This window comes from Streptomyces sp. XY431, from assembly GCF_001279805.1.
GTDB classification, from domain to species: Bacteria; Actinomycetota; Actinomycetes; order Streptomycetales; family Streptomycetaceae; genus Kitasatospora; species Kitasatospora purpeofusca.
In genome coordinates, this window is sequence record NZ_LGDO01000481.1 from 1 (window position 1) to 22,624 (window position 22,624).

Here is a 22,624-nt window from a genome sequence, read left to right on the forward strand (position 1 = left end):
GGATCCGGTCAGATGCCAGAACGATGATGCGACGATCTGTTGGAGGACGAATCGGGCAGAGGGGGCGGCGGCGGGGACCGAGGGGCGGGGGGGGCTCGGACCGAGGGCCCGGGGACGACCCGGACGGAGGAGCGCGGGGCCGGGGATCCGGACAGGGCCATTTCGGGGAAACCGAACCCTGCCCGCGCGTGGCACGGCCGCCTCCGGGGGCACCCGGCCGGACGGTGTCCACCACGGCCGCCCGTCCCCGGGCTCGGCCCCGGCCCCTGGAGCACCCCACCGTGAGCACCATCCCTCCTCCACCGTCCGCCCGCCGGCTGCTCGCCGCCGCGACCGCCGCTGCCGCGCTCTCCCTCGGCACCGCCCCGCTCGCGGTGGCCGCGCCGGGGGACAACGGCGACGTCAAGGTCCACGACAGCAACACCCCCGTGAACAACCGGAACGACGATCCGAGGGTCTGCCGGTTCTACCTGGACGCCTTCGACTTCGACACCGTCCAGCTGGTGAACTGGACCATCGAGCAGCAGCCGCCGACCGGCAACGCGCAGGTACTGGCCGGCGCGATCGTGCTGCCCGACGGCACCGGGACGACCTCGACGTACAGCCTGCCGGACGGGCACTACAAGCTCCTCTGGAACTTCGTCGGCGAGAACGGCACCGGGAAGCAGAAGGTCTTCGAGGTGCAGTGCGCGAGCAGCTCGCCGTCGCCCACCGCCACCACCTCGCCCTCCGCCACGCCGTCCCCCTCGCTCTCCGCCACGCCCTCCCCCGGCGGCTCGCCGAGCCCCTCGTCCAAGCCCACCGGCGCGCCGCACGGCGGTGTCGGCACCGGTGGCGGCGGCACCTCCGGCGCCAGCACCGCCCAGGTACTCGGCGGCGCCGGCCTGATCGCCGCGGCCGCCGTACTCGGCCTGCGCGCCCTGCGCCGTCGTCCCGGACGCAATGCCGCGTCCTGACCGTCCGCCCCGCGCGCGGCGCGGCGGCCCCGGCCCGCTGACGGCCGGGGCCGTCGCCGTGGCGCTCGCGGCCGGCGGCACCTGGCTGGTCCGCGACGGCAGCGACGGCGGCGGGCCGCCGCTGCCCCCGGCACCGAGCGACCGGACCCCGGCGGCCTCGGCCCCCGTCCGCACCCCGGCGCCGGTCCCCGCCGCACCGCCGCTGGCGGCCTCGGAACCGACCCGGATCCGGATCCCCGCGATCAAGGTCGACGCCCCGATGACCGGCGTCGGCCTGACCGCCGCCCGGACCCTGGCCACCCCGCCGATGGAGCAGCGCAACCTCGCCGCCTGGTACCGGGACGGCACCGCGCCCGGGGCCGCCGGCAACGCCGTCGTCGTCGGCCACGCGGACAACCGCAACGGCCCGGCGGTGTTCTACCGGCTCGGGCTGCTGCGCCCCGGCGACACCGTCGACGTGACCCGCAAGGACCGGCGCACGGCGGTGTTCACCGTGGACTCCGTCAAGGTGTTCCCCAAGCGGGACTTCCCGGACGCCCTTGTCTACGGCGACACCGACCGGGCCGAACTGCGGGTCATCACGTGCGGCGGGAAGTTCGACCGGCGCACCGGCGGCTACGAGTCCAACACCGTGGTGTTCGCGCACCTGACCTCCGTCCGGTGACACCGACGCGGCGCCCCGGTCCGAGGCGGCGGCTGCCCGGCCCGGGCCCGGGCCGGGTCAGTACGACTTGGGCAGGCCGAGGGTGTGCTGCGCCACGTAGTTGAGCACCATCTCGCGGCTGACCGGGGCGACCCGGCCCACCCGGGTGGCGGCGAGCAGCGCGCCCAGCCCGTACTCCTGGGTGAGGCCGTTGCCGCCGAGCGTCTGCACCGCCTGGTCGACGGTCCGGGCGGCGGCCTCACCGGCGGCGTACTTGGCCATGTTGGCGGCCTCGCCGGCGGCGGCGTCCTCGCCCTCGTCGTAGAGCAGCGCGGCCTTCTGGGTCATCAGCCGGGCCAGTTCGATCTCCACCGCGCACTGCGCCAGCGGGTGCGCGAGACCCTGGTGGGCGCCGATCGGGGTGGACCAGACGACCCGGGTGCGCGCGTACTCGACGGCCTTGCCGAGCGCCTGCCGAGCCAGCCCGAGGGAGAAGGCCGCCGTCATGACCCGCTCGGGGTTGAGGCCGGCGAACAGTTGCAGCAGCCCGGCGTTCTCGTCGCCGACCAGGGCCTCGGCGGGCAGCCGCACATCGTCCAGGAAGACCTGGAACTGCCGTTCGGGGGCGACCAGTTCCATCGGGATGGGCCGGTACTCGAAGCCGGGCGTCTCGCGCGGGACGACGAACAGGGCGGGCTTCAGCTTCCCGGTGCGGGCGTCTCCCCCAGCCTCCGGCCGGGAGGTGCCCCCACGGATGCGGGCGACGAACAGCACGGCGTCGCAGTGGTCGATGCCCGAGACGAACACCTTCCGGCCGGTCAGCAGCCAGTCCTCGCCGTCGCGGCGGGCGACGGTGGAGATCCGGTGGGAGTTGGAGCCGGCGTCCGGCTCGGTGATGCCGAAGGCCATCCGGCGGCTGCCGTCGGCCAGACCGGGCAGCCACTGCCGCTTCTGCTCCTCGGTGCCGTAGCGGGCGATCACGGTGCCGCAGATCGCCGGGGAGACGATCAGCAGGAGCAGCGGGCAGCCCGCGGTGCCGAGTTCCTCCAGGACGATCGCGAGGTCCGCGATCCCGCCGCCGCCCCCGCCGTACTCGGCGGGGAGGTTGACGCCGAGGTAGCCGGCCTTGCCGGCCTCGGCCCAGAGCTCGTCGGCTGGCCGGCCGGCGCGGGCCTTGGCGAGGTAGTAGGCGGAGCCGTAGCGGCCGCCGAGGTCGGCGACGGCGCGGCGCAGGGCGGCGCGCTCGGGGGTCTCGATCAGCTGGCTGCCGGGGGCGGTGGTGCGCGGTGCGGACATGGCTGGTCCTTCCGGGCGGTTCTTCGGCCGGGGTCGCGGGGCTGCGGGGTAGCGGGGAGCTGCGGGGCTGCGGGGTGCTTGCGCGTGGGCGTGGCGGTGGTCAGGGCGCGGGGTGCACGACGGCGAGCAGGGTGCCGAGTTCGACCTGCTGCCCGGGGGTGGCCCGGAGTTCGGCGAGGACGCCGTCGGCCGGGGCGGTGACCTTGTGCTCCATCTTCATCGCCTCCAGCCAGAGCAGCGGCTGTCCGGCGGTGACGGTGTCGCCGACCTCGGCCGCGGTGCGGACGACGGTGCCCGGCATCGGGGCCAGCAGGGCGCCGGGGTCGGTCTGTCCGACGGGGTCGGGGAAGCGCGGGAGCGCCGTGAGCACGGTGCTGCCGAACGGCGTGTCGACGTGGACCCGGTCGCCGTGGCGGGCGATGTCGTAGCCGCGGCGGACCTCCCCCTCGCTCAGCACCACCCGCTCGGCGGAAGCCTCGACCAGCGTCACCCCAGGGTGCTCCTCGGCCCGCAGTCCGTCCCGGGTGAGCCGGTAGCGGACCACCGACTCCGTGCCGTCCTCGGTGCGGTAGCGCCTGGCCTGCGGCTGGGACGGCAGGTTGCGCCAGCCCGAGGGCAGCGCGCCGGTCCGCGCCGTGGACCGGGCGGCCGCCTCGGCGAGGGCGGCGGCCAGCGCCGCGCGTCCGGCGCCCTTGGTGTCCGGCGCGAGGAGCCCGGCCGCGTGCTCGGCCAGGAAACCGGTGTGCACCTGCCCGGCCAGGAAGGCCGGGTGGCGCAGCGCCCGGACCAGCAACTCCCGGTTGGTGGCCGGTCCGTGGACCTTGGCGCGGGCCAGCGCGTCCGCCAGCCGCCGGGCGGCGGCCGTGCGGGTCGGCGCCCAGGCGATCACCTTGGCGAGCATCGCGTCGTAGTGCGGGGTGATCTCGTCACCGGGCGCGACCCCGGGGTCCAGTCGCAGTCCGGCCTCGCCGGTCGAGGTGAACTCCTGGTGGTCGGTGACGAGTTCGAGCCGGTGCAGGGTCCCGGTGGCGGGCTGCCAGTCCTTGGCCGGGTCCTCCGCGTACAGCCGGGCCTCGACGGCGTGCCCGGCGGTCGGCGGCGCGTCCGGGCCGGGGAGCTTCTCCCCCTCCGCGACGGCGAGTTGGAGTGCGACCAGGTCAAGTCCGGTGACGGCCTCGGTGACCGGGTGCTCGACCTGGAGCCGGGTGTTCATCTCCAGGAACCAGAACCGGCCGTCCTCGGCGAGCAGGAACTCGGCGGTGCCGGCGCCGGTGTAGCCGATCGCCCGGGCCGCGCTCACCGCCGCGGCGTGCAGGGCCGTGCGGACGTCGTCCGGGACTCCGGGGGCCGGCGCCTCCTCGATCACCTTCTGGTGGCGCCGCTGCAGTGAGCAGTCACGGTCGCCGACCGCCCAGACCGTGCCGTGCGCGTCCGCCAGCAACTGGACCTCGACGTGGCGGCCGGTGGGCAGGTAGCGCTCGCAGAACACCTCGTCCGAGCCGAAGGCCTTGGCCGCCTCCGCCCGGGCCGCGCCGAGTTCGGCCGGCAGGTCGGCGAGGTCCCGGACGATCCGCATGCCGCGCCCGCCCCCGCCGGCGGCCGCCTTGACCAGCAGCGGCAGGTCGGCCTCGGTCGGGGCGTCGAGCGCGTCCAGCACGGGCACGCCGGCCTCGGCCATCAGCCGCTTGGCGGCGGTCTTGGACCCCATCGCGGCGATCGCGGCCGGCGGCGGCCCGACCCAGCCCAGGCCGGCGTCCAGCACGGCCTGCGCGAACCCGGGGCTCTCGGAGAGGAATCCGTACCCGGGGTGGACGGCGTCGGCGCCGGCCTCCAGCGCGGCGCGGACGATCAGATCGGCCCGCAGGTAGGTGTCGGCGGGCGCGGCACCGGGCAGCCGGACGGCGGTGTCGGCCTCCCGGACGTGCGGGGCGGCCGCGTCCGGGTCGGCGTACACGGCGGTGGTGGCGATGCCGAGTTCACGGCAGGTGCGGAAGATCCGGCGGGCGATCTCGCCGCGGTTGGCGACCAGCAGGTTGGTGATCGGGGCGTTGGTGACCGGCGCGTTCGTGATCGGCGCGTTCGTGATCGGCGCGTTGGTGACCGGCGCGTTCGTGATCGGCGGACTGGTGACCGGCGGGCTGTCGGTAGCGCGGGGGTGGTCACTGGTGCGCGGGGTGTCGCTGATGTGCGGGTGGTCGGTGGTCATCGCGGGAAGCTCCCTCACATCCGGAAGACGCCGTAGCCGGGTGCGCCCTCGACCGGCGCGTTGTGGATCGCCGAGAGGCAGAGCCCGAGCACGGTGCGGGTGTCGCGCGGGTCGATCACCCCGTCGTCGTAGAGTCGGCCGGACAGGAACACCGGCAGCGACTCGGCCTCGATCTGCTGCTCCACCATGGCCCTGATCGCGGCGTCCGCGTCCTCGTCGTACGGCTGCCCCTTCGCCGCGGCCGACTGCCGGGCGACGATCGACAGCACCCCGGCCAACTGCTGCGGCCCCATCACCGCCGACTTGGCACTCGGCCAGGCGAACAGGAACCTCGGCTCGTAGGCCCGCCCGCACATGCCGTAGTGCCCCGCCCCGTACGAGGCGCCCATCAGCACGGACAGGTGCGGCACCCGCGAGTTGGCGACGGCGTTGATCATCATCGCGCCGTGCTTGATGATGCCGCCCTGCTCGTAGTCCTTGCCGACCATGTAGCCGGTGGTGTTGTGCAGGAACAGCAGCGGGACCGCCCGCTGGTTCGCCAACTGGATGAACTGGGCCGCCTTCTGCGACTCCTGGCTGAACAGCACGCCCTGCGCATTGGCCAGGATGCCGACCGGGTAGCCGTGCAGGCGGGCCCAGCCGGTAGCGAGGCTGCTGCCGTAGCGCGGCTTGAACTCGTCGAAGTCCGAGCCGTCGACGATCCGGGCGATCACCTCGCGCGGGTCGAAGGGGACCTTCAGATCACCGGGGACGATGCCGAGCAGCTCCTCCTCGGCGTACTTCGGCGGCTCGGCGAACCGGTCCGGATCGGGGCCCGGCTTGCGGTGGTTGAGCCGGGCGACGATCCGGCGGGCCAGGCGCAGTGCGTCCGGCTCGTCCAGCGCGAAGTGGTCGGCCAGGCCGGAGACCCGGGCGTGCATCTCGGCGCCGCCGAGCGACTCGTCGTCGGACTCCTCGCCGGTGGCCATCTTCACCAGTGGCGGTCCGCCGAGGAAGACCTTGGCCCGTTCCTTGACCATCACGGTGTGGTCGGACATGCCGGGCACGTAGGCGCCGCCGGCCGTGGAGTTGCCGAAGACGACGGCAACGGTGGGGATTCCGGCGGCGGAGAGCCGGGTGAGGTCGCGGAACAACGCGCCGCCGGGGATGAAGATCTCCTTCTGGCTGGGCAGGTCGGCGCCGCCGGACTCGACCAGGTTCACCAGCGGGAGCCGGTTGGTGAGGGCGATCTCGTTGGCCCGCAGCGCCTTGCGCAGTGTCCACGGGTTGGAGGCGCCGCCGCGCACGGTGGGGTCGTTGGCGGTGATCACGCACTCGACGCCCTCCACCACGCCGATGCCGGTGACCAGCGCGGCGCCGACCGGGTAGTCGCTGCCCCAGGCGGCGAGCGGGGAGAGTTCCAGGAACGGCGAGTCCTCGTCGATCAGCAGCTCGATCCGCTCGCGGGCGAGCAACTTGCCGCGCTTGCGGTGGCGTTCGACGTACTTGGGGCCGCCGCCGGCCAGTGCCTCGGCGTGCTCGCCGTCCAGCGCGGCGAGTTTGGCGAGCATCGCCTCCCGGGACGCGGTGTACTCGGCGCCGCCCGGGTCGAGGCGGGTGGGCAGGACGGTCACAGCAGGGCCTCCGGGATGTCGAGTCGGCGCGAGCGCAGCCACTCCCCCAGCGCCTTCGCCTGCGGGTCGAAGCGGTGCTGGGCGGCGACGCCCTCGCCGAGCAGGCCGGTGATGGTGAAGTTGAGCGCGCGGAGGTTCGGCAGGAGGTGCCGGGTGATCGGCAACTCCGCCGTCTCCGGGAGGAGTTCACGAAGGAGTTCGGTGGTGAGGGTGTGCGCGAGCCAGCGCCGGCCGGGTTCGTCCCGGGCCCAGACGCCGAGATTGGCGTCGCCGCCCTTGTCGCCGCTGCGGGCACCGGCCACCAGGCCGAGCGGTGCCCGGCGGGTGGGGCCGAAGTCGGTTCCGCCCGCCTCCGTGCCGTCCTCGTCCGGCCGCTCCTGCTCCGGTTCGTCCTGGGTGGTGGCGGTGACCGGTGCGGGCGGGACGGTCACCCGGCGCCCGTCCGGCAGTACGGCGGTGTGCTCGACCTCCCCCGCGCCGATGTACGCGGCCTCGAACACCCCGTACGGCGCGCCCGGCCCGGGCGGGGCGGTGAGGTGGAAGCCCGGGTACCCGGCCAGCCCCATCTCGACGGCCACCCGCCCGAGTTCGCGCCCGACCCGGGCCGGGTCGCGGTCCCTGGCGGTGAGCCGGAGCAGCGCGGAGGCGGCCTCCTCGGTGGCGGCGTCGGCGTGGTCGGTGCGGGCCAGTGTCCACCGCAGTTCGGCCGGCCGCCGGTCGGGTGCCAGTCCCTCCTCGAACTGCCGCCGCACCAGGTCGGCCTTGGCCTCGATGTCGAGCCCGGTGAGGACGAACACCACCTCGTTGCGGTGGCCGCCGAGCCGGTTGAGCCCGGCCTTGAGGGTGGCCGGGGGCGCCTCGCCGCGCACCCCGTCGATCCGTACCCGGTCCGGCCCGTCCTCGGTCAGCCGGACGGTGTCCAGCCGGGCGGTGACGTCCGGGCCGAGGTAGCGCGGACCGCCGGTCTCGTACAGGAGTTGGGCGGTCACCGTGCCGACGGTGACCGCGCCGCCGGTACCCGGGTGCTTGGTGATGACGCTGGACCCGTCCGGGTGGAGCTCGGCGAGCGGGAACCCGGGCCGGGTCACGTCGTGCTCCCGGAAGAACGCGTAGTTGCCGCCGGTGGCCTGCGCACCGCACTCCAGCACGTGCCCCGCCACCACGGCTCCCGCGAGCGCGTCCAAGTCCTGCGCGCCCCACCCGAAGTGGGCGACGGCCGGACCGACCACCAGCGCCGCGTCGGTGACCCGCCCGGTCACCACCACGTCCGCCCCGCCGCGCAGGCACTCGGCGATCCCGAACGCCCCGAGATAGGCATTGGCCGCCAACAGCCCCTGGGGAAGTCCGAGTTCTCGACCCCGGGGCAGCAGATCGTCACCCTCGACATGCCCGACGGCCGGGTCCAGCCCCTGGCTCTTCGCCAACTCCCTCACCGCGTCGGCCAGTCGCGCGGGGTTCAGCCCACCCGCGTTGACCACGATCCGCACCCCGCGCTCCAGCGCGAGGCCGAGGCACTCCTCCAGCTGCCGCAGAAAGGTCTTCGCATAGCCGAGCGACGGGTCCTTCAACCGGTCCCGCGCCAGGATCAGCATCGTCAACTCGGCCAGATAGTCCCCGGTGAGCACGTCCAGCGGCCCACCGGTGAGCATCTCCCGCATCGCCGAGAACCGGTCCCCGTAGAACCCCGAAGCATTCCCGACCCGCAACACCGCCCGGTCACCCGCCCCGGCCTCCGACCCCACTCGCACGCCTACCCCCAGAGGTGGCCCAACGATCGCCGTCGGTGAGCAGACTGGCACCCACCGGGAGAAAGAGCAATCACGCCTGCTTGTTTTCAGGCGCCCAAGGGACCGGACGGACCGGGCTGGCTGGCGGGCGGGCGGGCGGGCGGAACGAGCCGAAGCACGCCACCCGGCCGCTCCCGGTGCACAGGACGGAAGATGATCACCGACGGCAACAGGACACGGCACCGGGGCGGAGTAGATTGGAAGAGGAAGGGCGTTCGGCCGAGCCGGAACTCTCCCGACCGATTCGGCAGGGCGGAATTTCACACGGCCGGCCACTGTCACCGCCAACCGGGGGAAGCGTCTCATTGCCCGGCCCCGACCCCAGGGATCGATGCATCATGGCGGACGTCAAGGTCATGTGGACCGGGCTCGAGTGCCAGATTCGTCAGGAAGCGAAGGACGAGGTCTTCGGCACGATCCAGCTGATAGCGGGCATGAATCCGCAGCCCGTGATCGCGTTCCCGGACGGCGGCAATGGGAGGTACGTACTCGGACCCCCGGGCCAGCGGATGGTCGCCGTCCAGCAGCCGCTCTACTCCGGCCCCGCGCAGGACCTCACGGTCTCCGCGACCTTAGTGGAGTTCGACTCCGGCGACGTGACGGAGGAGAAGAAAGCCATCTCGGTGGCCGTCTCCAAGGCGGCCACCGCCGCCGTTGCCGTCTTCGCCGGGGGTGGAGTGGCCACCATCGCCACACCCTTGATCGGGCTCCTCTCCGAGGCTTTCGTCAACCTCGTCGCCGATCTGTTCGGCATCAAGGACGACGCCTACAACCCAGGGGCGATCGCACTGTCCAAGGACCAGCTCCTGTCCGCGAACTCCCGCCGCCAGGTCCGCACCCGGCCCGACGACCCGCGGACACTGCAGTTCACCGACACCATCGTCCTCACCGGCGTGGACGACGCCGGCGATATCGGCAAGTACGCGTTCTACCTGGACGTCCAGACCACCGGACCCGGCTCGGGTGCGTCGGACGGCATCGGCACCCCCACCCTCAGCCAGGGCTCCCAGGGGGAGGCGGTACGCAAGCTCCAGCGCCTGCTGAACGAGCACGTGCCCGACCTGCCCTCCTTGGCCGTCGACGGAGACTTCGGACCCGCGACGGATGCCCGGGCGCGCGAGTACCAGCGGCGCGTCGAGATCATCGTCGACGGCATCGTCGGCCCCCAGACCTGGGGCATGCTGACGGACGGCGAGCTGGCGCAGGAGGCCTCCGCCGGTACGCCCACCCTGCAGCAGGGCTCGCACGGCCCCGCGGTACGGAAGCTGCAGCGGCTGCTGAACGACCACCTGCCCGACCTGCAGCTCGCCGTCGACGGCCGGTTCGGCCCGGTCACGGACGGCCGCGTGCGGGAATTCCAGCAGCGCGTCGCCATCGCGGTCGACGGCATCGTCGGGCCGCAGACGTGGGGACACCTGACGCAGTAGCAGGCCGCCGGCCGGATTCGCATTCCCGGGTGCACGCGGGAAGTCCCCGGGTGCAGGCGGGAACCAGGGAGGTACCGCAGGCAGCACCAACGACCCCACAGGAACCCCAACGTGACGCCTTCGAAGGTTGGCGCCCCGAGGCGGAGGTGTGTCATGGGAGCGAAGGTCTACTTCATCAAGGGCGGGAACTACGCGCGCTACCAGCTCGACCCGGACCCCGGAACCGTCGAGTACGTGAAACCGATCGCCACCAACTGGGGAAGCATGGCGGCCCGGGGATTCGCGAGCGGACTGGACGCGGCCGTGAACGACGCCGGCGGGTACGTCTACTTCTACAAGGGCGGCACCTACGTCCGCTACGACATCGCGCAGAACAACATCGTCGACCTTGCGGGCGAACCCCCGTACCCCTGGCCGATCACCAACGGCTGGGCGAACTTCCTCACGGGCACCGGCTTCGAGGACTACCTCGACGGCGCCTTCGACGTGGGCGACGGCTCGTACTGGTTCTTCCACGACGACCGCTGCCTGCGCGCGGACGATCCGAGCGGGATCCTCCAGGGGCCGGACTCGATCTCCTCGATCGCGCCCAGCCTGGCCGACGCGGGATTCGGCGCCGACATCGACGACGGCGTCCGCCTTCCCGACGGCAGGACCTATCTCTTCAAGGGGGACAAGTACGTTCGCCTCGACCCGGTCACGCTCGCCGTCGACCCGGGCTATCCGCTGACGACCGCGGACGAGTGGCAGGGGTTCTCGTCGACGTTCAGCGCGGAGGACTTCGACGCGGTGTGGATCAATCCGAACCACCCGTGAGCCCTGCTCGCCAGCGAGGGCTCAGGACTCGGGCTGGGTGGCGGTCTCACGCAGGCGTCGGCGGTGTTTGCGCATGGAGACCTGGGAGCCGCAGCCGGTGCTGCAGTACAGCCCTCCCCCGTTGCGGGTGCGGTCGAGGAAGCCGAAGTGGCACGGCGGGTTGCGGCAGGCCTTGATGCGGGCCCAGTCGCCGGTCCCGGCGAAGGTCGTCACCGCGGCCAGGACGGTGCCGAACACGCGCGGCGCTCCCGCCTGCGGCGAGGCCAGCTCGACCCCGCCGGCCGTGACCACCGTCGCCAGCGGGTAGAGCGGGCCCACGCGTCGCAGGTACCGCTCGGCGCGCAGCAGCGGCTCGCCCCGGCTCTCCTCGTCGCCCGAGTGCGCGAGCAGCAGCGTCACCAGGGCGTCGCGCAGTTCGCGCGCGGCCGCGGCATCGGCGTCGGTGACCACGGTTCCGCCGCCGAACTCGTCGCGCTCGGCCAGCCAGGCGGCGAACGAGTCGCCGTCCCCGAAGAGTTCGCGGCGGCCCGCGCCGTCGGCGCGCGTGTTCACGAAGGCAAGCACGGTCTCCACCGTCGGCGTGACGGTGCGCGGGCTTGGTCCGGGGGATCCGGCCGTCGCTGTGGTCATCCCCCCACAGTACCGCAGCGCGAGTGGAGCTATTCCGGCTAGTGGGCAACCGTCGAGCCGATCGAGGTCGACGCGTTGCGTTCTAATGCGATACGGTCGCAACATGAATCAAAACTCCACCCCCCGCACCCACCTCCGCACCTGGCTGATCACCGGTGCGACGTCCGGCATCGGCCGCGAACTGACGCTCCAGGCACTGGAGAACGGCGACAACGTCGCGGCCCTCGCCCGCGACACCTCCCCCCTGGACGGGACGGCGCAGGCCCACGGCGGGCGCCTGCTCCTCGTCCGGACGGACGTACGTGACGAGAGAGCCGTCCAGGGCGCCGTGGACGCCGCGGTCGCCCGGTTCGGCCGGATCGACGTGGTGGCCAACAATGCGGGCTACGGACTGTTCGGAGCCGTCGAGGAGGTCTCCGACGCGCAGGCCCGCGCCGTCTTCGACACCAATGTGTTCGGGGTGCTCAACGTGCTCCGCGCAACGCTGCCGGTACTCCGGGCCCAGCGGTCGGGGCACGTCCTCCAGGGCTCGTCGGTCTACGGGCAGTCCGCCCACCCCGGCGTGGGCCTGCTGGCCGCCACCAAGCACGCGGTCGAAGGGCTGTCGGACGCGCTCGCGGCCGAGGTCGCACCACTCGGCATCAAGGTCACGCTCGTCCAGCCCGGGCTGACCGCGACCCCGTTCCTCGCCAACCTCGATGTCGCGGCCGGCCTGGACGACTACGACCCGACCGTCCGCGAGGTCCAGAAGGGCATCGGGGAACTGCCCGCGACCGCGTTCTCCGCCGCGGCGCGGATCGCCGCCGGCATCCGGACGGCGGTCGACAGCCCCAATCCCCCACTGCGCCTGGCCCTCGGCACCTCCGCCGCAACGGGCATACGCTCCGCCCTGGCGGAACGGCTCGCCGACCTCGACGGCTGGCAGGGCACGACCGACGCCGTGGACCAGTAGGGCAACAGGCGGGGCGACAGGCAAGAGGCACCGGGCCACAGGTCCCGCCGGGGGGACACGGTCCCAGCAATGGACGGCCCGGGCCCCGCCGCCGCCCCGCCATGACACAGGGGTCCGGTGCGAAGCCGCAGCAAGCGACTTCGCACCGGACCCCTGTCGTGGCACAGCTCCACGACTTGCGGCGCCACCCGGCCGGGAACTACCCCGCCAGGCGCGCCAGGGCCAGGGACAGGGCGCGGTCGAGCGCGTCCTCGGCGTCGCAGGGGACGTCGGGGCGGACGCCGGTGCCCTCCCAGTTGGTGCCCGAGACCGGGTTGACCGCGCGGGCGACGGGCACGCTGAGCTCCAGGTGCGGGTGCACCGTCCAGCCGTCGCGCGGGTGGGCGCCGCCGCGGGTGGCCTCGCCGACGACCTCGGCGCGGCTGAGCTGCTGCAGGTCGTAGGCGAGTTCCTCGCCCGCGGAGAAGGTCTTCCCGCTCGTCAGGACGTAGACCGGCTTGTCGGCGCCGAAGCGGGCACCCGGCACGAACGGGGGCGTCCAGGACTGCGCGACCCGCTCCCCCTGCTTCGAGACCATGGTGTTGAGGTGGGTACGGCCGTCGAGCAGGTAGCCGCAGACGAAGGCCACCGTGTCCGGGTCGCCGCCGAGGTTGCGACGCAGGTCCAGAACGAGCGCCTCGGCCGGCGCCACCAGCGAGAGCGCCGCGGCCAGCGGCTGCGCGGCCCAGTCCAGCGGGAACATGTGGGACGAGATCTCCAGCACCGCGACGCCGCCGTCGAGGAGCTCGACCCGCGGAACGCCGCCCAGGGTGGCGTCGAACTTCCGCCGCATCTCGGCGAGCACCGCCTCGCCCTGCCCCGACGGCACCGGCACGGCGTGGTGCTTCAGCGCCAGGTGCAGGTCGCCGTTGACGGACCGCAGGTCCGCGGTGACCGCGTCGGCCAACTCCTCGGCGGATCCGGCCGGGTACGAGCCCTCGGCGCTCCGGCGGCGCAGCAGGTCCGCGAGCTCCCCGGCGACATCGGGGAAGACGTAGTTCTCGCGGACCAGGTCGGCGACCGACTCGACGACGGCGACGGTGTCCAACGCGGGTGACGATGTGGTGGAGGTCATGGCAGGGAGTACACCAGCGGCTTGCCAAAGCGTCAAACGTACTTAACGCTTGATCCGGTGAGCCAACAACCGGACGACAGCGTCCAGCGGATCAGCACGCACCTGCAGCACACCGCACTCGCCCACCCCACCCGCCAGCGCCTGCTGTTCGCCCTCAGCGGCCGGCCGTCGACGATCAGTCGGCTCGCCGCGCAGCTGGGGGTGAACAAGGGCAGCGTCTCCCACCACCTCGGGGTGCTGTCCGAGGCGGGGCTGATCCAGGAGGCGGGAACGCGGCAGGTCCGCGGCGGCACCGAGAGGTACTACCGGCGGACCGCCGAGCGGCTCGCCGTCGCCCGTCCCCGGGCCGATGGCACGGCCGCGCTGTTCGGCGCCGTCGCCCAGGAGTTGGAGCGCTCCCCCGTCGACCATCTCCTGACCCTGCGCCACATCCGGCTCAGCCCGGCCAAGGCGGCCCGGCTCGCCAAGGCGCTGGCCGAACTGGTCGACGAGGCGGAGGAGGGTCCGGAGGGCGAGCCGGTGCACGGCCTCCTGGTGACGCTCTACCAGCAGGCCGGGACGTAGGGGCCGTGGCGCAGGGCCGTGGCGCAGGGCCTGGGCGCAGGGCCCGGGCCGGGCCGGTCGGGTTCACTTGCCGGAGATGCTCCATGTGCCTTCGGTGGCAGCGTCGTTGAAGGCACTCCAGGCGGTGCCGTCGACCTTGAGCGCGTCGAGGAGGTAGGCGGAGATCGCGTCGGCGACGAGGGCGACGCGGGCGGGGTCCTCGTCGGTGGTCTCGGCGACCGCCTCGCCGGCGATGCCGCCCATGGTGTGCTCACCGTCGGCGACGGCGAGCAGGCTCTTCGGGGACGGGCCGAGGTGGTAGGCGTCGGTGAACCAGTCCGGCCCCCGGGTGGAGAGCCGCGACCGGTCCTTGCCGCCCGCGACGACCAGGGTGGGGGCGGTCATGGTGGAGTAGTCCGGCCTCATGAACGGAAGGTGCTCGACGGCGAACGGGGTGAGCGTGTCACCGGTTCCGGTCGCCGCGATCAGTGCGCCGGCCGCGACCGCGGGGTGGGAGAAGTCCTCGCCGGGAACGCCGTCGGCGTCGAGCACGCGCGCGCCGAGGAGCGCGCCGGCCGTCTGGGCGCCCCAGGAGTGGCCGACGACCGCGATCCGTCCACGGTCGGCCCGGGCCTCCAGACCGCCCACCTGGAGAAGGATGTCGCCGAGGTGGTCGAGGACCGCGTGGAGGTCGGCGATCCGCACCCGCCAGACGGTGGCGAAGCGCGGGTCCTCCCAGCCGATGCCGTTGCGGCGGGAGTCCAGGTGGGTGGGCTGCACGACGACGAATCCGGCCGCGGCCCAGCGGTCGACGAGGGGCTCGTACCCGTCGAGGGACCAGGCGTTGCCGTGGGAGAACACGAGGACGGGAAGGTCCCGGCCCGCCACCGGGGCGGTGACCTTCACCTGCAGCTCGACGCCGCGGCCGGGTGCGGGCACGGCGATGGGCTTGACCGAGACGATCCGCTGTTCGAGAGGGCGGACGGGCATGGGGGACCTGCGCTTTCGCCAGGGGAGGGCTCTGCCATAATTTGGCGGAGCAGCGTTCCGCCAATCTAGCGGAACGTTGTTCCGCGAGTAAAGGAGAAGCCCGTGCCCGAACCGGTCGGAGTACGCCAGGCGCAGGCCCGGCGCACCCGCGACGGCGTACTGGCGGCCGCCGCGGCGGTCTTCGTGGAGCAGGGGGTCCAGGCCCCCGTCCGGGACATCGCCGAACGCGCCGGCGTCGGCGTCGGCACGCTCTACCGGAACTTCCCGACCCGGGCCGACCTCGTCACCGCCGTCTACCGGCACCAGATCGACACCTGTGCCGCGCTCGCGCCCCGGCTGCTGGAGGCGTCGGACTCCCCGTTCACCGCCCTGACCCGCTGGGCGGACGCGTTCGTGGAGTTCCTCGTGACCAAGCACGGCCTCGGTGCGGCGCTGGGGTCCGGCGACCCGGGGCTGGAGAACCTCCACGCCCTGATGCTCGACACCCTGGTCCCCGCCTGCGCGACACTCCTGGACGCCTGCGCTGCGGCCGGCGAACTCGAACCCGGCATCACCGCCTACACGTTGATGCGCGCCATCGGCAACCTGTCCATCACCGGCCCCGATTACGGCCGGGACGAGGTGGCACGGATGGTCGCCGCCCTCCTCGCGGGGTGCCGCGGAAGGACATAGGTGAGGGGAAGAAGAGGCACTCGGCGGCAGGCCGGGGCCCCGGCCTCCGGCGACGAGTCCGTTGCGGGTGGCCGACGGCCCGCGCCCGGGCTCCGAGGCACGGGTGCCGCCGGCGGAGCGCCGACCAGGGAGAATGGGGCGGCGAGCGAGCCGGTCGCGACGACGAAGGAGAAGACCGCATGGCAGCAGTCGGGGTGCACCATCCCAAGGAGGACGCGGAATTCGACTTCGTGCTCGCGCACGTCGACGGTCCGGTGCTCGCGTACTTCTGGGGCGTGTGGGCCGCCGCCTGCAAGAACCTGGAACCGGTGATCAAGGACGTGGCCCGCGAGTACGCGGGCCACGTCGCCGTCGTCCGCACCGACATCGTGCGCTGCCCGGCGGCCACCGCACGGTACGGGGTGCTGGGCGCGCCGACCTTCGTGCTCGTCCTGGACGGCAAAGCGGTGGCCACCACGACGGAGGCGACCGACGGGGCGGGCGTCCGGGCCTTCCTGGACGCCCACCTCCGGCCCGTCGGGGACAGCTGACGGACCCGAACCCGGACGGAGTCCCGGAACACCGGGTGGGAACCGTCCGGGACTTGGCACCCCGGACGGAGGGACCGGCCCCGGCAGCGTTCGCGCTCTAGGGCGGGTCTTCAAACCCCCGCCGTCCGCCCGGAGGGCGGGCGGGGCGGCTCCCCCAGCCTCCGGCCGGGAGGGACCCCCACGGGTGCGTGCATCGGCGGTGCCGAGGAGGGAGTCCATGCGGTGGGGGTACCTCCCGGCCGAAGGCTGGGGGCCATCGGCGACCGACGAGAAGCCGGCGTGGGGGTACCTCCCGGCCGAAGGCTGGGGGCGTGCGTGCCCCGGCGTCGCCCCGCAGGCGCGGGTTTGAAGACCCGCCCTAGGATCGGGTGCATGATCGTATGGCTCAACGGCACCCACGGTGCGGGCAAGACGACGACGGCCGCGCTGGTGCAGCCACTGATCCCGGAGTCGCGGGTGTTCGACGCCGAGAAGGTCGGCGAGACGCTCATGGACATCACGCCGGGGCTGCCCAGGACGGACAACTTCCAGCACTGGCCGCCGTGGCGGCCGCTCGTGGTGGAGACCGCCCGGCGGGTGCTCGACTACACCGGGGGCACGCTGGTGATGCCGATGACCGTCCTGGTCGAGCGGTACTGGCGCGAGATCGCGGCGGGTCTGGCCCACCACGGCATCCCCGTAAGGCACTTCGTCCTCCACGCCGACCAGGACACCCTGCGCGGGCGGATCGAGGGGGACACCGTGCTCGGCGGCCCCTCGCCGTTCCGCCTCAGGCACCTGGAGCCCTACGCCGAGGCGGCCCGCACCTGGCTGCACGCGGAGGCCGAGGTCGTCGACACCACGCACCTCACACCCGCCCAGGCCGCCCGGCGGATCGCGGAGGCGGTCACGAGCTGAGCCGGTCGGGGGCGTCGGCCCCGGCAGGGACGTCGGGGGCCGGGTGCGCCGGGCGGGTGCGCTCGGCCCAGCCGGCCAGCGGCGGGGCGGCGGCGCCCAGGGCGGCGAAGAAGAGGCCGAGGAGCAGCCATCCCGTGTGGCCGAGGCCGAGGACGGCGCCGGTCAGGACCAGCGGGGCGAGGGCCTGGCCCGCGTTGAAGCCGAGGCCGAGCAGGCCCTGGTACTGGCCCTGGGCGTGGTCGGGCGCGAGGCCGAAGCCGAGTGCGTAGCCGGCCGAGGACTCCCACACCTCGCCGATGCTGTGGAGGACCACCGCGAGCACGGCGAGCACCGGCGCCACCCAGGCGGGGACGTCGGCCGTCAGTGCCATCAGGGGGCAGCTGAGCAGGAACATGAGGCCGGCGAGGCGGAAGGCGCGCCCGCCCTGGTGCGGGGTCTCCACCTTGGAGCCGAGCCTGCTCTGGAACAGCACGCAGACGCCGCTGTTCATCGCGTAGACCGCCGCCACGGTCCAGCGCGGTGCGTCGGTGTGGGCGCTGAGCCAGATCGGCAGGAGCAGCGCAACGGTCTGGTACTGCAGGCCCATGGCGCTGTAGAGGGCGACGAAGGACACGTACGGCCGGTCGGCCAGGACCGACCACTGGCGGTGCTGCTCGGGCCGGGGCAGCGGCGGGTAGGCGGGGACGCCGAGCAGGACGACCAGTGCGGCGCCGGCGAAGCTGGCGGCGTTGGCGAGGATCAGCGCGGTGTAGGCGGCGCGGGTGTCGACCTGGAGGGCGACACCCGCGCCCAGGGTGCCCAGGACCACGCCGAGGTTGACGTAGGTCCGGAGCCTGGCCCGGAACGCGGCGGGACGCTCGCCGCCGGCCCTGGCGATGAGCGCGCCGCCCGCGGCGCCGCCCGCCGAGGCGGCCAGCCGTTCCACGGTGGCGAGCAGGACAAAGGCGAGCCAGCTGTCGATGAGGACGAAGGCCGTCATGGATACGGCCTGGACGGCGAGGGAGGCCAGGCAGACCACGCGCGGCCCGTAGCGGTCGGCCAGGTTGCCCGCCGGGATGCCGGCCACCAGGCCGCAGAGGCCGGCGATCGTCAGGCCCGCCCCGACCTGGGTGGCGGGCAGGTGCACCACGAGCGTGAAGTAGAGGACGGACGCGGCGTTGAAGAGGCCGTTGCCCACCCGGTTGACGAAACTGGAGGTGATCAGGGCCCGTTGCGGACCGGCCTCCGACTCCTCGGACACCTTCCGCCCGGCCCCCCGCTTCATCATGATCATGCCGAAGAGGCTAACAGGGGGCCTCGCGGCTCCTTCGGGCGCACCGGCCGTTCGCGCACAGGCCGTTCATGCACCGCGCGGACCGGTGCGTGAGCCTCCGGAGCGTGAGGGGGCGTCAGGCCGGGACGAGGGCGTCCCACTGGGCGCGGGTCGGGCCGTCGTGCGCCGGCTCGAAGTCCGGGCGGGCGGCCAGCCAGGCGGTGACGCTGCGGTCGACCTCGTCGGTCGCGTAGGCCTCGCCGGGCGTCCGCAGCAGGTGCCGCACCTGGGCGCGGGCCCGCATGACGACGGGGTCGTCGAAGGCGCAGGCGGCCAGGGCGGCGGCCCGCCGGTCCGTGGACTCCGCGCCCTCGGCGAGACGCTGCCCGGCGACCCGGTCGGCCGCCACCTGCGCGTCGAACCAGGGGCGCAGGGCGCGCACCGTCCAGTCGTGGTAGCCGCCCGGGTCCGCCACCGTCTGCTCGACGTGGCCGGCGAGGTACTGGGCGGCGCGCAGGCCGAGGGCCGCGCCGTGGCCGAGCGTCGGGTTGGTGTGGACGAGGCTGTCCCCGGCGTTGACCAGGCCGGTGACGACGGGGCCCTCGGCGTCGACGAGGGAGGTCCAGCGGTTGTCCAGGCCGGCCATCGCCAGGACGTCCGACAGCGGTTCGGCGGCCAGGTCGAGCCAGGCGGCGGTGGCGGGGAAGCTGCGGGCGACGGCCTCGAACACGGCGGGGTCGGTGAGCGCTCCTCGGCTCGGGTCGGCGGTGGAGACCACCACGTTCACCGCGAAGGTGTCGTTGTCGGAGGGGAAGACCCCGGCGAGCGCGAACGGCGTGGAGGAGCCGTTCCGCAGCCGGCCCGGGTCGCGGGGGCCGTCCTCCCGCACGCGGTACCAGCGGCAGAGGTAGGCGATCCCGGCGCGGTGGCTCTCGACCACGGGCGGACGGCACCCCGCCGCGACGAGCATCCCGGGGACCGGGGAGCGACGGCCGGCCGCGTCGACGACCAGGTCCGCCGGGTGGGTGTCCGCGCCGACCGCGACGCCGGTGACCCGGGCGGGGCGTCCCGGCGCGAAGGTGAGGCCGTCGACCCGGCGTCCGCGCCGCACGTCGACGGTGGGCTCCCGCCGCACGGCCGAGGCCAGCGCGGCCTCCAGCACGATCCGGCGGGTGCGGAGGGTCACCAGCTCCTCGTCGCCGTCCCGGTGCGGCGGATGCTCCTCGAACCAGTCGAACTCGTGGTACTCCCGGGCGCCGCGCGCCAGCAGGTCCGCGTAGACGTCGGGCGCCTCGGCGTGCAGCACCGTGCGCACCGGTGCGAGCAGGGAGTGCGGCTGGACGGCCTGCGGGACGCGGGGACGGTCCCAGTGGAAGAAGTCCCGGTGCAGGTCCTCCCCGGCTTCCCGCGTGTCCTGCTCGAACAGCGTGACGGTGTGCCCCCGTCGTCCGAGCATGAGCGCGACCCCCAGGCCGCCGATACCGCCACCGATCACTGCAACCCGCGCCACTGGCTTCCCTTCGCGTCGTGTTGCGGGTGGAGCCTACCGCCCGATGATCTTGGGACGGCGGCCGGGGTCGGGGTGATGCGTGACGCGCGGGATGCGTGACGGGCGGGGTCCGGTGGGGGCAGGATGAGGCGCATGTGCGGTCGATTCGTCTCCACCACCACCCCGCCCGATCTGGCGGAGCTGCTGCGCGCCTCGCTGTGGCCGACGGCGGAGGCGCTCGCGCCGTCGTGGAACGTCGCGCCGACCGACGAGGTGGCGAGCGTGCTGGAACGGGTCGACCGGGAGACCGGGGAGATCACGCGCCAGGTGCGGTCGCTGCGCTGGGGGCTGGTCCCGTCCTGGTCGAAGGATCCGGGCTCCGGCGCACGGATGATCAACGCGCGGGTGGAGACGGCCGCCGAGAAGCCGGCGTTCCGCAAGGCGTTCAAGGAACGGCGCTGCGTGGTGCCCGCCGACGGGTACTTCGAGTGGCGGCCGGTGCCGGCGACGGACGGGCGCAAGGGCTACAAGCAGCCCTACTACCTCCACCGGCCGGACGGCGGCCTGCTGCTGATGGCCGGGCTGTACGAGTTCTGGCGCGACCGCACGGCCCCCGAGGACGCGGACGCGTGGCTGGTGACCTGCACCGTGCTGACCACCGAGGCGACCGACGCGGCCGGCCGGATCCACGACCGGATGCCGGTCACCCTCACCGCCGACACCCTGGACGCCTGGCTCGACCCGAGCGTCACCGACCCCGCCGAGGTCCGCGGCCTGCTGCACGCACCGACGGGCGACCTGCTGGTGCGACCGGTCGCGACCACCGTGAACAGCGTCCGCAACGACGGGCCGCAGCTGCTGGACGCGGTGGCGGACCCGCTGCCGGACGTCACCGGCGGCCACTACGCCTGAGGCGGCGGGGCCGAAAGGCCGGGCGTCCGACGGGCAGGCTTCTAACGGCGATCCGCGTTGTTCTTAGAATGGGCGGATGGAGGACATCGACGCGATCGCGGTGCTGCAGGACCCAGTGCGGCGCCGACTGTACGAGTACGTGGTGGCGCAGGGCCGTGAGGTCGGCCGGAACGAGGCCGCCGAGGGCACGGGGGTGACCCGCACGCTCGCCGCGCACCACCTCGACAAGCTCGCCGAGGCCGGACTGCTGGAGAGCGGCAGCCGCCGGCTGACCGGCCGCTCGGGCCCGGGGGCGGGCCGGCCCGCCAAGGTGTACACCCGGGCGCGCGCCGAACACGCGGTGTCGCTGCCCGCCCGCGACTACCGCACCGCCGCCGAACTGCTCGCCGGGGCGGCCGAGGCGGCCGGGCTGGACCTCGCGCTCCACGAGGCCGCGCGCCGCCGGGGGGAGGCGCTGCGCGGAGCGGAGGCGCCCTGCGGCGACCTCGACCGGGCGATGGAGCTGCTGGCCGCGCGCGGCTACGAGCCCTATCCGGTGCGGAGCGAGGGCACTGCCGACGACGGCAGGGCGGGCGCGGCGGCGGTCCGGATGCGCAACTGCCCCTTCCACGCCGTCGCGGAGCAGTTCCCGCCGCTCGTCTGCGGCATGAACCTGGCGCTGCTGGAGGGGCTGTTGGGGACGGAGGGTCCGGTCCGCGCCCGGATGGACGCCCGGCCGGGCGAGTGCTGCGTGGTGGTCGAGGCTTCTAAAAACAATGAAGATTGACATAGAAACTCGGGCCGTGCTGGGATGAGACATGACCTCGTCCCAGCCTGCCGCGCACGATCTGCCCGCCCAGCTCGCCCAACTCAACGTCGCCACGCTGCTCCACCCGATCGACGACCCGCGGATCGCGCCGTTCGTCGAACTGCTCGACCCGGTCAACGCCGCCGCCGACGGGACGCCCGGCTTCGTCTGGCGGCTCGTCGAGGACGGCACGGACGACGCCACCGGCCTGCGCCCGGCGGGCGAGAACGTCATCGTCAACCTGTCGGTGTGGGAGAACCAGGAAGCCCTGTGGGAATTCGCCTACCGCAGCGGGCACTTGGAGGCGATGCGGCGCCGGCGTGAATGGTTCGCACGGCACGTCGAGGCGCACCTGGTGCTCTGGTGGGTGCCCGCCGGTCACCGCCCGAGCGTCACCGAGGCGCTGGAACGGCTGGCCGAGCTGAGGGCGCACGGGCCCTCGCCGCGCGCGTTCACCTTCGCCTCCGCGTACAGCGCCGACGAGGCCCGGTCGGTGACAGGGTGAAGGAGCAACAAGGAGTAAGGGAGCAGGAGACGGGGTCCGGTCGTCAGACCAGCGGCAGCGCCATCTCCAGTTCGCGGGCGGCCGGGTCCAGCGGGTAGGGCTTGGTGCCGCCGGTGAGCTCGAAGCCCCGACGCCGGTAGAAGGCGGCGGCCCGGGCGTTGTCCTCGTGCACGGTGAGCAGCAGGCGCCGCGCGCCCGTCTCCCCGGCCCAGGCGATGATCGCGTCCAGCATGGTGTCCGTCACCCCGCGCTCGCGGCCCCGGTGCTCCGGGTGGACCCAGACGCCGACCAGCAGCGCCGTCCCGGGCTCGGGCGTGAAGCCGATCATCGTCCCGACCCACTCCCCCGCCCCGCCGCCGTCGTCGTGCACGGCCGCCAGACCGACGCTGCCGGGCTCGTTGACCCGGCGGATCCGGGAGTGCCACTCCTCGTCGCCGTGCGCGAGCGCCGTCTCGTAGGTCTCCAGGAAGGCCATCGGGGTGTCCAGCAGCTGCGCGAGGCGCACCTCCCGCAACCGCTCCCAGTCCGTGTCCGTCCGGCCGATCCGCTCGATCCGGTAGGTCATGACGGCCCTCCCCGCAGTGGTCCCTGCTTCGACACGTTCGAC

22 protein-coding genes are annotated in these 22,624 nt (G+C 73.6%); 12 read left to right on the plus strand and 10 right to left on the minus strand.

Annotation, left to right across the window (positions count from 1 at the left end):
• Nucleotides 1–281: 281 nt before the first annotated feature.
• On the plus strand, nucleotides 282–956 hold the full coding sequence (locus ADK60_RS31020) for a hypothetical protein (protein ID WP_053650342.1): 675 nt from the start codon (nucleotides 282–284) through the stop codon (nucleotides 954–956).
• Complete coding sequence (locus ADK60_RS31025; protein ID WP_045941476.1) at nucleotides 943–1,620, plus strand: class F sortase; 678 nt, start codon at nucleotides 943–945, stop codon at nucleotides 1,618–1,620. Before ADK60_RS31020 ends, ADK60_RS31025 begins: the two co-directional genes overlap by 14 nt.
• A 57-nt stretch (nucleotides 1,621–1,677) precedes the next feature.
• Here ADK60_RS31025 and ADK60_RS31030 read toward each other — a convergent pair whose 3' ends face one another.
• From ADK60_RS31030 to ADK60_RS31045, 4 genes are all read right to left on the minus strand, one after another.
• A complete protein-coding gene (locus tag ADK60_RS31030) occupies nucleotides 1,678–2,895 on the minus strand; it encodes an acyl-CoA dehydrogenase family protein (RefSeq protein WP_053650343.1) in 1,218 nt (405 codons plus the stop codon).
• 100 nt (nucleotides 2,896–2,995) lie between these two features.
• A complete protein-coding gene (locus tag ADK60_RS31035) occupies nucleotides 2,996–5,101 on the minus strand; it encodes an ATP-binding protein (protein WP_079008827.1) in 2,106 nt (701 codons plus the stop codon).
• 14 nt (nucleotides 5,102–5,115) lie between these two features.
• Nucleotides 5,116–6,714: an acyl-CoA carboxylase subunit beta gene (locus tag ADK60_RS31040; RefSeq protein WP_053650344.1), complete on the minus strand. Its 1,599-nt coding sequence runs from the start codon at nucleotides 6,712–6,714 to the stop codon at nucleotides 5,116–5,118.
• Nucleotides 6,711–8,372 carry an acyclic terpene utilization AtuA family protein gene (locus tag ADK60_RS31045; protein ID WP_234371363.1) on the minus strand — a complete coding sequence of 554 codons (1,662 nt, stop codon included), beginning with the start codon at nucleotides 8,370–8,372 and terminating at the stop codon, nucleotides 6,711–6,713. Before ADK60_RS31045 ends, ADK60_RS31040 begins: the two co-directional genes overlap by 4 nt.
• Before the next feature lie 467 nt (nucleotides 8,373–8,839).
• Here ADK60_RS31045 and ADK60_RS42540 point away from each other — a divergent pair, with 467 nt between their 5' ends.
• Complete coding sequence (locus ADK60_RS42540; protein ID WP_053650345.1) at nucleotides 8,840–9,928, plus strand: peptidoglycan-binding domain-containing protein; 1,089 nt, start codon at nucleotides 8,840–8,842, stop codon at nucleotides 9,926–9,928.
• A 153-nt stretch (nucleotides 9,929–10,081) separates the two neighbouring features.
• Nucleotides 10,082–10,744 carry a hemopexin repeat-containing protein gene (locus ADK60_RS31055; RefSeq protein ID WP_053650346.1) on the plus strand — a complete coding sequence of 221 codons (663 nt, stop codon included), beginning with the start codon at nucleotides 10,082–10,084 and terminating at the stop codon, nucleotides 10,742–10,744.
• A gap of 21 nt (nucleotides 10,745–10,765) precedes the next feature.
• On the opposite strand, the gene ADK60_RS31060 is transcribed toward ADK60_RS31055, so the two are convergent.
• On the minus strand, nucleotides 10,766–11,374 hold the full coding sequence (locus tag ADK60_RS31060) for a CGNR zinc finger domain-containing protein (protein WP_053650347.1): 609 nt from the start codon (nucleotides 11,372–11,374) through the stop codon (nucleotides 10,766–10,768).
• A gap of 103 nt (nucleotides 11,375–11,477) precedes the next feature.
• Here ADK60_RS31060 and ADK60_RS31065 point away from each other — a divergent pair, with 103 nt between their 5' ends.
• Nucleotides 11,478–12,326 (plus strand): SDR family NAD(P)-dependent oxidoreductase, encoded by an 849-nt coding sequence (locus tag ADK60_RS31065; RefSeq protein ID WP_053650348.1) that lies wholly within the window; start codon nucleotides 11,478–11,480, stop codon nucleotides 12,324–12,326.
• Between the two features lie 199 nt (nucleotides 12,327–12,525).
• Here the strand turns inward: ADK60_RS31065 and ADK60_RS31070 are convergent, their stop codons facing one another.
• Nucleotides 12,526–13,440 (minus strand): S41 family peptidase, encoded by a 915-nt coding sequence (locus ADK60_RS31070; protein WP_053650349.1) that lies wholly within the window; start codon nucleotides 13,438–13,440, stop codon nucleotides 12,526–12,528.
• Nucleotides 13,441–13,497: 57 nt separating this feature from the next.
• Here ADK60_RS31070 and ADK60_RS31075 point away from each other — a divergent pair, with 57 nt between their 5' ends.
• Nucleotides 13,498–14,004, plus strand: coding sequence for an ArsR/SmtB family transcription factor (locus ADK60_RS31075; protein WP_053650350.1), 507 nt, complete (start codon nucleotides 13,498–13,500; stop codon nucleotides 14,002–14,004).
• A 63-nt stretch (nucleotides 14,005–14,067) separates the two neighbouring features.
• Here ADK60_RS31075 and ADK60_RS31080 read toward each other — a convergent pair whose 3' ends face one another.
• Nucleotides 14,068–14,973, minus strand: a complete 906-nt coding sequence (locus ADK60_RS31080; RefSeq protein ID WP_053650351.1) for an alpha/beta hydrolase family protein — start codon at nucleotides 14,971–14,973, stop codon at nucleotides 14,068–14,070.
• Nucleotides 14,974–15,075: 102 nt separating this feature from the next.
• Here ADK60_RS31080 and ADK60_RS31085 point away from each other — a divergent pair, with 102 nt between their 5' ends.
• The 3 genes from ADK60_RS31085 to ADK60_RS31095 all read left to right on the plus strand — a co-directional run bounded on the left by ADK60_RS31085 (nucleotide 15,076) and on the right by ADK60_RS31095 (nucleotide 17,072).
• On the plus strand, nucleotides 15,076–15,645 hold the full coding sequence (locus ADK60_RS31085; RefSeq protein ID WP_053650352.1) for a TetR/AcrR family transcriptional regulator: 570 nt from the start codon (nucleotides 15,076–15,078) through the stop codon (nucleotides 15,643–15,645).
• Nucleotides 15,646–15,824: 179 nt separating this feature from the next.
• The gene (locus ADK60_RS31090) at nucleotides 15,825–16,175 is read left to right on the plus strand and encodes a thioredoxin family protein (RefSeq protein WP_053650353.1); all 351 of its coding nucleotides are present in this window, start codon (nucleotides 15,825–15,827) and stop codon (nucleotides 16,173–16,175) included.
• Between the two features lie 372 nt (nucleotides 16,176–16,547).
• Nucleotides 16,548–17,072: an AAA family ATPase gene (locus tag ADK60_RS31095; protein WP_053650354.1), complete on the plus strand. Its 525-nt coding sequence runs from the start codon at nucleotides 16,548–16,550 to the stop codon at nucleotides 17,070–17,072.
• Here the strand turns inward: ADK60_RS31095 and ADK60_RS31100 are convergent.
• Together ADK60_RS31100 and ADK60_RS31105 are read right to left on the minus strand one after the other, a co-directional pair.
• Entirely contained in the window at nucleotides 17,062–18,345 is a 1,284-nt protein-coding gene (locus tag ADK60_RS31100) for an MFS transporter (protein WP_234371364.1), read from the minus strand. The genes ADK60_RS31095 and ADK60_RS31100 overlap by 11 nt on opposite strands.
• Nucleotides 18,346–18,460: 115 nt before the next feature.
• A complete protein-coding gene (locus ADK60_RS31105; protein WP_053650355.1) occupies nucleotides 18,461–19,834 on the minus strand; it encodes an NAD(P)/FAD-dependent oxidoreductase in 1,374 nt (457 codons plus the stop codon).
• Between the two features lie 132 nt (nucleotides 19,835–19,966).
• Here ADK60_RS31105 and ADK60_RS31110 point away from each other — a divergent pair, with 132 nt between their 5' ends.
• The 3 genes from ADK60_RS31110 to ADK60_RS31120 all read left to right on the plus strand — a co-directional run bounded on the left by ADK60_RS31110 (nucleotide 19,967) and on the right by ADK60_RS31120 (nucleotide 22,017).
• Nucleotides 19,967–20,725: an SOS response-associated peptidase gene (locus ADK60_RS31110; protein ID WP_045941464.1), complete on the plus strand. Its 759-nt coding sequence runs from the start codon at nucleotides 19,967–19,969 to the stop codon at nucleotides 20,723–20,725.
• 76 nt (nucleotides 20,726–20,801) lie between these two features.
• Complete coding sequence (locus ADK60_RS31115) at nucleotides 20,802–21,491, plus strand: helix-turn-helix transcriptional regulator (RefSeq protein ID WP_053650356.1); 690 nt, start codon at nucleotides 20,802–20,804, stop codon at nucleotides 21,489–21,491.
• Nucleotides 21,492–21,522: 31 nt separating this feature from the next.
• Nucleotides 21,523–22,017, plus strand: coding sequence for a DUF3291 domain-containing protein (locus ADK60_RS31120; RefSeq protein ID WP_053650357.1), 495 nt, complete (start codon nucleotides 21,523–21,525; stop codon nucleotides 22,015–22,017).
• A gap of 43 nt (nucleotides 22,018–22,060) precedes the next feature.
• Here the strand turns inward: ADK60_RS31120 and ADK60_RS31125 are convergent, their stop codons facing one another.
• Complete coding sequence (locus ADK60_RS31125) at nucleotides 22,061–22,582, minus strand: GNAT family N-acetyltransferase (RefSeq protein WP_053650358.1); 522 nt, start codon at nucleotides 22,580–22,582, stop codon at nucleotides 22,061–22,063.
• Nucleotides 22,583–22,624: the final 42 nt, after the last annotated feature.

Coding starts and splice junctions, on each gene's coding strand:
- ADK60_RS31115 (WP_053650356.1), top strand. CDS start 20,802: ATGGAGGACATCGACGCGATCGCGGTGCTGCAGGACCCAGTGCGGCGC.
- ADK60_RS31030 (WP_053650343.1), bottom strand. CDS start 2,895: ATGTCCGCACCGCGCACCACCGCCCCCGGCAGCCAGCTGATCGAGACC.
- ADK60_RS31060 (WP_053650347.1), bottom strand. CDS start 11,374: ATGACCACAGCGACGGCCGGATCCCCCGGACCAAGCCCGCGCACCGTC.
- ADK60_RS31055 (WP_053650346.1), top strand. CDS start 10,082: ATGGGAGCGAAGGTCTACTTCATCAAGGGCGGGAACTACGCGCGCTAC.
- ADK60_RS42540 (WP_053650345.1), top strand. CDS start 8,840: ATGGCGGACGTCAAGGTCATGTGGACCGGGCTCGAGTGCCAGATTCGT.
- ADK60_RS31100 (WP_234371364.1), bottom strand. CDS start 18,345: ATGATCATGATGAAGCGGGGGGCCGGGCGGAAGGTGTCCGAGGAGTCG.
- ADK60_RS31120 (WP_053650357.1), top strand. CDS start 21,523: ATGACCTCGTCCCAGCCTGCCGCGCACGATCTGCCCGCCCAGCTCGCC.
- ADK60_RS31080 (WP_053650351.1), bottom strand. CDS start 14,973: ATGCCCGTCCGCCCTCTCGAACAGCGGATCGTCTCGGTCAAGCCCATC.
- ADK60_RS31090 (WP_053650353.1), top strand. CDS start 15,825: ATGGCAGCAGTCGGGGTGCACCATCCCAAGGAGGACGCGGAATTCGAC.
- ADK60_RS31045 (WP_234371363.1), bottom strand. CDS start 8,372: ATGCGGGAGATGCTCACCGGTGGGCCGCTGGACGTGCTCACCGGGGAC.
- ADK60_RS31125 (WP_053650358.1), bottom strand. CDS start 22,582: ATGACCTACCGGATCGAGCGGATCGGCCGGACGGACACGGACTGGGAG.
- ADK60_RS31070 (WP_053650349.1), bottom strand. CDS start 13,440: ATGACCTCCACCACATCGTCACCCGCGTTGGACACCGTCGCCGTCGTC.
- ADK60_RS31110 (WP_045941464.1), top strand. CDS start 19,967: ATGTGCGGTCGATTCGTCTCCACCACCACCCCGCCCGATCTGGCGGAG.
- ADK60_RS31025 (WP_045941476.1), top strand. CDS start 943: ATGCCGCGTCCTGACCGTCCGCCCCGCGCGCGGCGCGGCGGCCCCGGC.
- ADK60_RS31065 (WP_053650348.1), top strand. CDS start 11,478: ATGAATCAAAACTCCACCCCCCGCACCCACCTCCGCACCTGGCTGATC.
- ADK60_RS31035 (WP_079008827.1), bottom strand. CDS start 5,101: ATGACCACCGACCACCCGCACATCAGCGACACCCCGCGCACCAGTGAC.
- ADK60_RS31095 (WP_053650354.1), top strand. CDS start 16,548: ATGATCGTATGGCTCAACGGCACCCACGGTGCGGGCAAGACGACGACG.